Annotated in this window: 7 protein-coding genes and 1 other RNA gene; 5 read left to right on the top strand and 3 right to left on the bottom strand. The window is 54.8% G+C overall.

The window, feature by feature from the left end; all coding sequences use genetic code 11:
* Positions 1-212: a transfer-messenger RNA gene (gene ssrA / locus IKB43_12005) on the bottom strand; the annotation flags it as partial.
* Between the two features lie 278 nt (positions 213-490).
* On the opposite strand from ssrA, the gene mfd reads away from it, so the two are divergent.
* A complete protein-coding gene (gene mfd / locus IKB43_12000; GenBank protein ID MBR2470847.1) occupies positions 491-3,829 on the top strand; it encodes a transcription-repair coupling factor in 3,339 nt (1,112 codons plus the stop codon).
* On the opposite strand, the gene IKB43_11995 is transcribed toward mfd, so the two are convergent.
* Entirely contained in the window at positions 3,788-4,534 is a 747-nt protein-coding gene (locus tag IKB43_11995; protein MBR2470846.1) for a TatD family hydrolase, read from the bottom strand. The genes mfd and IKB43_11995 overlap by 42 nt on opposite strands.
* Positions 4,535-4,690: 156 nt before the next feature.
* Between IKB43_11995 and IKB43_11990 the strand changes: the two genes are divergently transcribed.
* On the top strand, positions 4,691-4,888 hold the full coding sequence (locus IKB43_11990; protein MBR2470845.1) for a hypothetical protein: 198 nt from the start codon (positions 4,691-4,693) through the stop codon (positions 4,886-4,888).
* Between the two features lie 130 nt (positions 4,889-5,018).
* On the opposite strand, the gene IKB43_11985 is transcribed toward IKB43_11990, so the two are convergent.
* The gene (locus tag IKB43_11985) at positions 5,019-6,494 is read right to left on the bottom strand and encodes a hypothetical protein (GenBank protein ID MBR2470844.1); all 1,476 of its coding nucleotides are present in this window, start codon (positions 6,492-6,494) and stop codon (positions 5,019-5,021) included.
* Positions 6,495-6,615: 121 nt separating this feature from the next.
* On the opposite strand from IKB43_11985, the gene IKB43_11980 reads away from it, so the two are divergent.
* The 3 genes from IKB43_11980 (at position 6,616) to hisD (ending at position 10,865) form a co-directional block, all read left to right on the top strand.
* Complete coding sequence (locus tag IKB43_11980) at positions 6,616-7,692, top strand: hypothetical protein (protein ID MBR2470843.1); 1,077 nt, start codon at positions 6,616-6,618, stop codon at positions 7,690-7,692.
* Between the two features lie 158 nt (positions 7,693-7,850).
* On the top strand, positions 7,851-9,572 hold the full coding sequence (gene cimA, locus IKB43_11975) for a citramalate synthase (GenBank protein MBR2470842.1): 1,722 nt from the start codon (positions 7,851-7,853) through the stop codon (positions 9,570-9,572).
* Between the two features lie 3 nt (positions 9,573-9,575).
* Positions 9,576-10,865, top strand: coding sequence for a histidinol dehydrogenase (hisD, locus tag IKB43_11970; protein ID MBR2470841.1), 1,290 nt, complete (start codon positions 9,576-9,578; stop codon positions 10,863-10,865).
* Positions 10,866-11,015: the final 150 nt, after the last annotated feature.

The following is an 11,015-nucleotide window of genomic DNA, read 5'->3' as shown; positions in this document are numbered from 1 at the left end:
CCCCCAGGCATGGAAGATTCCTATCCCATATTGCGTCCGGACGTACATCCCGATGGGAGCGGGATGAGGCCCGGCGTTGCCGCTAATTAGGCAGCGAGTGCGTAGTTTTCGTCAGCACTTATTTTTTTTCAGACTTTTTTACGAGTGCCCTCGTCTGAGACCTCGGCTTGCAACTAACACTTCAGCGACCCTGTCGAAACCAGATCACCCCCTATGAATATAGGGGGTGATCTGGTTGAGACTCGTCGACTAAATGCGAGCTGGCGAGCATTTAGGCCCTTGAGCACACTCTGTGTGCGAAAGGCCCGAAGGGCAAAATCACTGCGGGTAGCAGGGATTTTGGCAAACCAAGGCACCCCCTTCCAAGGGAAAGAAGATAAACCAAATATACAAAGTTCAATGAAAATTGTAAAGTAACCGATCTGGTTGAGACTCGTCGACTAAATGTGAGCAGAATTCTGGAGAAAAAATTTCTACTTTTGCAGACCCAATGGACTCCATCCAAGAATACCTGCAGAACCCTGTCCCCCGGACCCTGAGCCTCTTTGCGGAGGCTGGGGATGAAGCCGTTCATGTAAACGGAGCCACGGTCCCTATGGCCGCCATGATGGTGGCAAGGCGTTTCTTTACGGACCCGGGCAACATCCTGGTGGTAGCCAAAGATTTCAAGTCCGCCGAAGTCTGGATGGAAAATTTGCAGAGCCTCGTTGGCGAGGACTTTGTGCGGTTCTTCCCGTCCATCGGGCTAAAACCTTACGAACAGAAGGTCCCTTTTGAAGGGGTGCTAGAAGAACGGCTCCGTTTTTTCAAGGACTCCGGGAATCCAGAAAAGCCCTTGGTGGCGGTCTGCTCCCTGGATGCCCTGCTTATGCGCCTGCCCGTTCCGGGGACGCTCCAGAAGAACATCCGTTCGTTGAAGGTGGGCGACGTGGTGGAACCGGCTGCGCTCCGGCCCTGGTTCTTGGACCATGGCTTCGTAGAACAGCCCGTGGTGAGCAGCGTGGGGGAGTTTTCTATTCGCGGATGCATTGTAGACGTGAACTGCTTCTTGTACCCGCACCCCGTCCGTATCGAATTCTACGGAGACGAAATCGAGTCCATCCGCACCTTTGACATTTTTACCCAGCGTTCTATCGAAAGGATGGACCGTATTGAACTGTTCCCCATGGGAGAGTTCACCCTGCCCTTGCAGGAATCCTCCAAGATTGACGCTGATATTTCCGGCCTCTGGTGGCAACGCTCCCGCTACCAGGAATTGAATTCCAGCCTGTTGGATTACCTGCCCCGCTGTTCTTTGGTGTTCGAAGAACTTTCCTCCCTGGCGGAGACGGCGGCTAGGCAGTATCTGCATTTTGAAGACTTGTTTGGCGAACTGAAAACGGCTCGCCCCGACACGGAATCGCCGGAGAGAATCTGGTGGAAATTCGGCGAGATTTCCAGACAGTTCCCGGGCAAGGCGAGCCTGGACCTTACGCGGGTAGAGGCTCAGTCCAACAGCTGGTACAAGATTTCTGCAACCCCTCAGGATTTCTCCAGCACGGGAACCGACGCCGTGGCGAAGCAGATAGAGGGGTTCGGTGCCTCCGGAGGCTTGGTCTACGTGGTGGCCCCTACGCCGGGAGCTCTTGCAAGACTCCGGCACGTGCTGGAAGGACTCCCCGTAGAAGATTACTTTGTAGGGAACCTGACGGAAGGCTTCTGGCTTACCGACGAAAAGGTGGCCTTCCTTACGGAGACCCGCATTTTCAACCGCCACGCAGGCAAGTCCCGCAAGCGCCAGATTGCGGGTTCGGTGGCCTCAGCCCTGATGGTGGAGTCCCTGAACCGCGGGGATTACGTGGCTCACGAAGACCACGGTGTGGGCCGTTACCTTGGGCTTGTCCGTGTAGAAGTCAACGGCGGCATGGTGGACTGCGCCCTACTGGAATACAGCGGCGGAGACCGTCTCAAGTTTCCTGTCTCGGACCTGCAGAAGATTGACCGCCTGGATGTTTCCGAAGAGGAACCGCCCAAGCTGGACAAGTTGGGCGGCAAGAACTGGGATACCGTCAAGAAGCGGGTCCAGAAGAAGGTGGTGCAGATTGCCAGGGAACTTGTGGAACTGTACGCCCGCCGCGAGCTGGTGGAAGGTTTCGGTTTCCCGCCCGACGGAAAGCTCCAGCAGGAGTTCGAAGACGCCTTCGAATACGAGCCTACGCCAGACCAGGTGAAGGCTACCGAAGATATCAAGCGGGACATGGAAAGCCGCCGTCCCATGGACCGCCTGATATGCGGAGACGTGGGTTTCGGAAAGACCGAGGTGGCCATGCGGGCCGCCTTCAAGTGCGTCTGCGCCAAGAAGCAGGTGGCTATCCTGGTGCCTACCACCATACTTGCGGCTCAGCACTACGAAAACTTCAAGGAACGCTTTGCCGCTTTTCCGGTGAATATCGCCCTGGTGAACCGCTACAAGACCACCAAGGAAAAGCGGGAAATATTCAACGGGCTTGCCGAGGGCAAGGTGGATATTGTGGTAGGGACCCATTCCCTGCTCAGCGAGAAGAACCACTTCAAGGATTTGGGACTGCTCATTGTAGACGAAGAACAGAAGTTTGGTGTAAAACAGAAGGAAAAGCTCAGGGAGTTCCGCCTGTCGGTGGATACCCTCAGCATGAGCGCCACGCCAATCCCCCGTTCCTTGCACTTGAGCATGACCGGCGTTCGTGACATCTCCCTCATCAATACGCCGCCCATCAACCGCTTGCCTGTAGAGACCAAGCTCATGAAGCGGGACGACGTGATTCTTGCAGAAGCGGTGAAGGACGAACTTGCCCGCGGAGGCCAGGTGTTCGTGGTGAACGACCGTGTGCAGAGTATCAACCAGCTTGCAGAAGAAGTGGAAGCCTGGGTGCCCGAGGCCCGCGTGGCGGTGGCCCACGGCCAGATGGAAGATCGGGATTTGGAGCGCGTCATGAACGCCTTCCTTTCCAAGGAATTTGACGTGCTGGTGAGCACCAGCATTATCGAGTCGGGCCTGGATGTGCCCAACGCCAACACGATTATCATCAACAACGCCCATCATTTCGGAATCAGCCAGCTTTACCAGATGCGGGGCCGCGTAGGCCGCAGCGATGTGCTGGCCAAGGCTTTCTTGGTGATTCCCGCCAAGTCGGAAATTTCTCCGGAATCCATGCGCCGCCTAAAAGCGCTGGAGCAGTACACCGACCTGGGGAGCGGCTACCAGCTGGCCATGCGGGACTTGGAAATCCGCGGCGCAGGAAACCTCCTGGGTCAGGAGCAGCACGGCTTTATCGCCGAGGTGGGATTCGAGACGTACATCCGGCTGGTTAAGGAAGCGGTGGAGGAGTTGCGGGGCGGCCCTACGGACAAGCCCATTCAGCCCCGCGTGGAAATCGGCGTGGACGCCTACCTGCCCGAGGACTACATTCAGGATGGCCTTACGAGAATCTCCCTGTACCAGCGGATTGCCCGCATTGCCTCTCGGGCCGAGGTGGAAAGTATTTCCCAGGAACTGGAAGACCGCTTTGGCCCGGTGCCCGTACCCGCCCAGATGCTCATGAAGGTAACCGAAATCGGCCTTATCGCAGGCGGGTTACGCATTCAGGGACTGCAACAGCGTAAGGGAATCCTGGTGGCGACCTTCACGGAATTCCCTCCACCAGATACCCGCATACTGGGCGAAATTTCGGGCCGCTGCACTTGCCCCATGCGTTACCTCGGGGCAACGCCCCTGCAGGCGGTCTTTGAATTGGGAGCTGCTCCGGCCGAAGTATTGGCCAGTAAGATTCTAGAGATTTTCCGCAGCTTCGCGGACATCCCGAAGCTCTGATAGTAACTTCTGGGCGATGTCTCCGGTGCTGATCTCGATTTCACCGAAAGATTTTTCTACAAAGTTTTCGTCTGCGTCGGTCTCGAACAGCAGAAACTCTTTCGGAAGTTCCGCTATGGCCTTTCGCGAAGACTTCTTGGTGAGGGTGCTGGCGTGGACCGAAAGAAGACCTCCCATCTCCAGGATTTGACGGGCAGTGCCGGTATCGCCGCCGAACCGGTGGAAAATGGGACGCGGGCCTTCTTTAGTCTTTCCGAAACCCGCTTGTTTCAACAGGGCGATGGCGCGTCCGTAGTCGCCGACGCAATGGATTTGAAAATCCCGCTTCAATTCGAGAGCCAGCTCTGCCTGGAAAGTAAACCACTGCTCCTGCAACTCGCCAGCACCGTATTCCGGGAACCTGCGGTCTAGACCCGCTTCGCCTACCATGAAACCGCTATCCTGTTCCAGAATGCGGCGGAGCTCTGCCTTGTGCGGTTCTGTCGCCTGGGCAATTGCCATAGGGTGGATTCCGAAGGCTAGGTTGCCCCCCTTGCTTTTCAGATCCAAATCCAGCCACAGTTTCCATAGGGACTCCCATTCTCCGGGTTCGCAGGCGACGGCGGTGTAGGCGTAGCCTATTCGGTCCAGTTCCTGGGCGAGTTCCCTTGGATGGGGGAGTCTTGTAATGTGGATATGGCTGTCGTAGAGCGGTTTATGGGGCATTTGGACCTGTTTTTTGAACCAAAATAAAAAGAATTTCAACAAAAATCAAAAAATGCTTGTTTTTTCAGAAAAAAAAGCCTAGTTTATGGCTACGGCATCCGCCGGAAACAAGTTTGAACCCCAAGAGCCGCCAGGCGGCTGCCAAAAGGAGATTATATGCGCGACCTGATAGAAAAGGTTTTGAAGAAAGGGCTTTCCGTTTCTTTTTCTGAAGAGGGTGGTTTTGCGGTTATCCGTATTTGTAAGGGAAGCGACGTGGTGGCCAGCTGCAGTCTCGGTTCTGCGGATTTCCGCGCCTCGGTAGAAGACAGCCTCCAGTCCTTGTTGCTGGACCTGGACCGAAAAGGCGTTTAATAATTCAGAATTCGGAGTTCGGATTTCGGAGTTTGGATTTCGGAATTTGAGATTCAAATACAATAGTTCCTAAATGAAAAAAAGTCCTGCGGAATTCCGCGGGACTTTCTAATTGTAGAAAAAGGTTGTCCTAGTTTATACGGCCAACCAAGTTGCCGGAGAGCATGAAGTCACGAGAGCTGCCGTAGCTGTGGAAGCCGGCGGACAGACTGAAGCGGTCCGTGAAAGCCTTTTCCAGGTAGAGGGCTCCCAGCACGTCCTTCACGTTCTTGGTCTTGAAGCTCTGGTATTCCGGGTGTTCATGACGGTCGCCGATGTATTCAGCTTCCAGGATGATGCGGTCCACCACCGGGGTGAAGAAGGCAAAGCCACCAGTTACGGGGATAACCATGTCTTCGTTGGGGTCAATGTTCATCAGGGCCGCTTCGGCGAAGATGTTCATGTGCTTGCGGATGATGGGCAGGTTTGCCTTCAAGGAGGCGTTGTGCTTGACTTCGGCATCGGAGTCATAGACCACATCGAACACGTTGGCTCGGTAAGCCAGCTGCACGTTCAAGTCGCTGAGGCCTTCCAGGCCATGGAAGTTGAATGCGGCACGGATGTCACCCTTGTTCAGGTGAGGGGCGGTGCTGATGAGAGAAACGAAGAAGTCCATGTTTTCAGTGGGGCTGAAACCGAACTGCAACTGGTTTTCAGAACGCTGGGTGGACATGAATCCAGCCAGGTAACCATCAATGTAGCCACCGAAGTAGTCACCGTTCTTGTCGGTGTTGTCCCAACGACCGACCTTGAAGCTCAGGTGTTCCGTTTCCTGGTAGGCCCAGGCTTCATCAAGCTCGAAATAATCGCTGACTTCGTTATAGTCGTCGTTGCGGATTTTTTCGCGTTTTTGGCGTTTGGTCTCGTAGTCGTCAACAGACTTTTCCAGGTCGCCAGGGTGCAGGGAAATTCCCAACTTACCCTTGAAGTCATCGCCTTCGGCCAAGATAGCGAAATTGGCTTCGCCATTCCAGGTTTCCAGGTTGTCGCCGTTTTCGTCGTCTTCGGTGTTCCAGAAGACCTTGCCGGCTTCCAATTCGAAATCAGCCATCACGTCGAAGGAGAGCTTCTGGGTTTCGAACATGGCGTTGTCGATCATCTTTTTCTTTTTGCGTTTTTTCTTGGCCGGAGCCTTAGCTTCCTTTGTAGGAGCGGCAGCGGCAACAAAGCCAGTTGTGTCGTCTTCGGCGACAGCGGCGGCCTTGGCTGTGTCGGCAGGTGCAGCTGCACTATCAACCGGGGCTGCGGCCACTTCTTCGGCCGGGGCTGCGGCGGCAGCGCTGTCGGCAGGAGCGGCTTCAGCGGCAGGTGCTGCTTGTTCTGCCGGTGCGGCGGCTTCGGGTGCTGCAGCTTGTTCTGCAGGTGCGGCTTGTTCGGCGGTGGCTTCTGCTGCCGGTGCAGCCTGCTCTGCGGCAGGTGCTGCCTGCTCGGTTGCCGGTGCGGCCGCTTCGGCGGCGGGTGCGGCTTGTTCAGCCGGGGCTGCAGGCTGCTGTGCGGCAGGTGCTGCTTCGGGAGCGGCAAAAACGGATGCCGCCAGCACGCAGGACAATAGAATCATTTTTTTCATGAAAAAGAATCTCCTTTCAATATTCAATATGCGTGAATTTTAGAAAAAAAATAGGGCTTTGGGGCTTGTAAAAACTGATTTTCTTAAAAAAATGTTATGTTATAGTCAAACGAGGTTTATTTTGAAGAAAATTATAGTGTTTCTGCTCTTGTCCCTTGCGGTAGCTGTTTGTTCTCAAGAAACTTTGCCCGTCTACAAGATGGTCAAGGGAAAAATCAACGAAGATGCTCCTGTGGGCGAACTGAATCGTTCGGACTGGATCAAGGAGTTACCGATTCCTCAGGTGAAGGTCAAGAAGGTTTCCTGGGTCAAGGAAACGGTGCAGGTGAAGGACAAAAAGGGAAAGGTGGTCAAGGATAAGAAAGGAAAACCCAAGACCAAGGTCAAAAAGAAAAAAGTGGTGAAATACGTGATGGAGGACCCCAAGGAACCTCCCAAGTTCGTTCCCATTGACTGCAAGATTGGACAAGTCTATGCCAGGCGTTCGGAACTGGCCCGCTTCCAGCAGGAATCCATGGATTTAAGTGGAGAGTATGCCTCCGCTACCGGTAGCCTGTTCCTGAAAAAATCTCCCAATAATCCTGGCAAGTTTACCGTGACCATCCAGAACGGTCCTTTGGGAGACCGCGCCGAAATAGAGGCCAGCGACATCCCTATGGAGGAGTCCACCAACGGCGGGCGGCTCTCTTACAAGGAGGAAGGCTGCGTTCTGGACATTAGCATTTTGAACCGCAAGGTGAAAGTGGCTCAGCGGGGGTGTGTGGACTACAATTCTGGGAGTTTTACGCTGGCAGGGGAGTACAATACGTACAAAGGAAACACCCGTCGGGTAGAGGTGTTTGCCATGCCGGAACAGACCTTCAAGTTCAAGAAGTACCTTTGGTGCGGTAGCGGCTTTGATTCTTGCGAAAAGGTCAAGGACGACAACGGCACCGTCTATATCACCTGGAGCAAGGACGGCAAAGGCTTTATAGAACGCAAGGCTGGCGAAGATGTCCACGTGTACCGCCCCTTCGAACACATGATTCCCCGCAAGCGGGATTTCTACAAAGGCGAAAAGCCCGTGGTTATCAAGACCAAGCGTACGGACATGGCGGGGGAGTGGATGATTTGGTACTTCTATGCCAAGGCGGAACGCCTCAAGATGGTCCGGGCCGGAATGAACGAAGAAACGGCCTACATGGAAATATACGAGTAGTGAGTTGTGAGTGGTGAGTTGTGAGTAGTGAGTTATGAGTAGTGAGTTATGGGTTTTGGGGAATAAACTCTTGAATTTTACAATGCTCGTAACTGAAAACTGACAACTGTCGGGCTTCGCCCTGCCGACCATCGGCCTATTTTTTTATCTTTGGTCGTATGAAAGTTTTTTTGTACGACACGACCCTCCGCGACGGTAACCAGGATAGGAAAATCAGTTTGTCCCTGGCGGACAAGCTGCAGATAGCAAGGCTCCTGGACAGTTTCGGTTTTGACTACATCGAAGGTGGCTGGCCGAACCCCAGCAATCCCACCGACGAGGAATTCTTCCAGAAGATTAAAGAAGTTAAACTGAAGCATGCGAAGATTGCCGCTTTCGGCTCGACCCGTCGCCCCAAGGTGTTGCCCGAAAAGGACCCGCTGCTGCAGGCCCTGGTAAAGTCCGGCGCTCCCGTAAAGACCATTTTCGGCAAGAGCTGGGATTTGCATGTGACCGACGTTATCCGCACTACCCTGGAAGAAAACCTGGACATGATCGAGTCTTCGGTGGCCTACCTCAAGGAACATTCCGAAGAGGTCATCTACGATGCGGAACATTTCTTTGACGGCTATAAGGCGAATCCGGAATATGCCATCGAGACCCTCCGTGCGGCAGAAAAGGGCCATGCGGACTGTATCGTGCTTTGCGATACCAATGGCGGAACCATGCCTTGGGAACTGAAAAGCATTATCAAGGAAGTGAAAAAGCATATTTCCACACCTCTCGGGATCCACGTTCACGATGATTCTGGACTTGCGGTGTGCAACAGCCTTTATGCCGTCAAGAACGGTGCCGTGATGGTACAGGGCGTAGTGAACGGCTTTGGTGAACGCTGCGGAAACGCGAACCTCACCACCATTGCTGCAGACCTGCATTTCAAGATGGATGCAAAGTTCTTTGCGGCCAAGAAGATTGCAAGGCTCCGTCAGTTGAGTAGCAGCATTGACCAGATTGTGAACTTGCCCAGCGATCCTCATGCCCCGTACGTAGGCGATGCGGCCTTTGCACACAAGGGTGGCGCTCACATTGACGGCGTGATGAAGGTTTCCCGCAGCTTCGAGCACATTGACCCCCATGCCGTGGGCAACGACCGTGTGTTTGTGACCAGCGACCAAGCGGGCGGTTCCCTGGTTGTGGAAAAGCTCAAGGCTATCAAACCGGGCATCGACAAGAAAGACCCTGTAGTGGGCAAGCTGCTCACGCTCATCAAGGAACGTGAAAACGCAGGCTGGCATTTCGACTCTGCCGAAGCCAGTTTTAAACTGTTGGTTTACCGCCATCTGGGTATGGTGCAGGAGCCTTTCAAGGTGCTGGGCTACCGTGTTATCGAAGACAAGACCACTCAGGGCGTGTCTGTTTCACAGGCGACGGTCAAGCTCCAGATTGGCGACAAGATTAGCCATCAGGTGAGCGAGGGCGACGGCCCGGTGAACGCCCTGGATGCAGCGCTTCGCAAGGCTCTGCTCCCGTTCTTCCCGAATATGGCGAAAGTCCGCCTGGACGACTTCAAGGTCCGTGTGCTGGGTAGCAATGTCGCTTCTGACGCCACGGTCCGCGTGTGGACTACCTTCGGTGACGAGAAGGGCTACTGGAACGTGGTGGGTGTTTCCAGCAACATCATCGAAGCGTCCTGGATGGCGTTCGTAGATGGACTTACTTACAAGATTTTGTTGGACGAGAAGGTCATTGAAAAGCCTTACAAGCATATCGACGTGAAGCCAGTTGCTGCGAAGGCTGCCGTGAAGGAAGAAGAGCCCGCTCCGGCGAAGGCCAAGAAGTTGAGCGCCCGCAAGGTGAGGAACCTCGCCGACATCACCCGTTCTGCGAAGAAGAGGAGGTAGTTTATGAAAATAATCAAGGTTACTCCGAAATCTGCTGAAATTGAACGCATCTGCGGGCGCGAAGTCGCCCCGAGCAAGGAAATTCACGACAAGGTGATGCAGATCCTTGCCGACATCAGACAAGGTGGCGTCGCGAAGGCGACGGAATACGCCCAGAAGTTCGATGGCCTCAAGGGCAAGAACATCCGCGTGCCGGTTTCGGCCATCGCGAAGTCTGCCGCCAAGTGCCCGAAGGAACTCCAGAAGGCCCTGAAGCAGGCCATCAAGAACGTGCGCGACTTCCACAAGAACCAGATGGAAGAATCCTGGCTCATGGAAGGGAAGGACGGCGTGGTTCTCGGCCAGCGTATCCGCCCCATGAAGCGCGTGGGCCTCTACGTGCCGGGCGGTGCGGGCATCTACCCCAGCACCGTCATCATGAACGCAGTCCCGGCTCTCGTTGCCGGCGTGGAAGACATTGTGGTGGTGACCCCTATCAAGGGCGAAATCAACCGCGCTGTGGCATTCGTGCTGCAGGAACTGGGTATTACCGAAGTTTACCACATTGGTGGCGCCCAGGCTATCGGTCTCTTGGCTTATGGTGCCAAGGATGCCAAGGGCAAGACTGTGGTTGAACGCGTCGACAAGATTGTGGGCCCGGGCAACGTGTTTGCGGCAATCGCCAAGAAGGAAGTCTTCGGCGTCGTGGACATCGACATGGTGGCAGGCCCCAGCGAAGTGCTGGTGATGGCGGACAATACCTGCGATCCGGACTTTGTGGCTGCCGACCTCTTGAGCCAGGCGGAACACGGTTCCGGCTTCGAGGCGGCCATCTGCATTACCGACAACATGGAAACCGCCCAGATGATTAGCGCCTGCGTGGATATCCAGGTGGAAAATTCCCCGAAGAAGGAACTCCTCGAGAAGGTGCTCGGCAACTTCGGGCGCATCCTCGTGGTGAAGGACTGGTTCGACGGCGTGGAAATCGCAAACCGCATCGCTCCGGAACATTTGGAAGTGATGACCAGCGAAGCCGAATCCATGGCGGCGCAGATCGAAAACGCGGGTGCGGTGTTTATCGGCCCCTGGTCCTCTGAGCCGGTGGGCGACTACTTCGCGGGCCCGAACCACGTGCTGCCTACCAACGGCACGGGCCGTTTCTTCAGCCCGCTGGGCGTGTACGACTTCTTAAAGCGCATGAGCATCATCCGCTACAGCGAAAAAGCCATCAAGAAGAACGCGAAGGCCATTGCCGCCGTCGCCACCGAAGAGGGCTTTATCCACCACGCCGCCGCAGTTCTCAAGAGACTCTAAAGAGCGAAGTCAGACCATTTTTATTCTTGCTTTTAGGCTTTGCGGTCGCTTCTGTGAGCAACAAACGCCTCGTATTAACGAGGCGTGGTTGCGAGAGCAAAGTCAGGCCAATTTTTTATTTTTGCTTTTAGGCTTTGCGGTCGCTTCTGT

The organism is Fibrobacter sp., assembly GCA_017503015.1.
GTDB lineage: Bacteria > Fibrobacterota > Fibrobacteria > Fibrobacterales > Fibrobacteraceae > Fibrobacter.
This window is presented reverse-complemented; position numbering and strand designations above follow the sequence as displayed.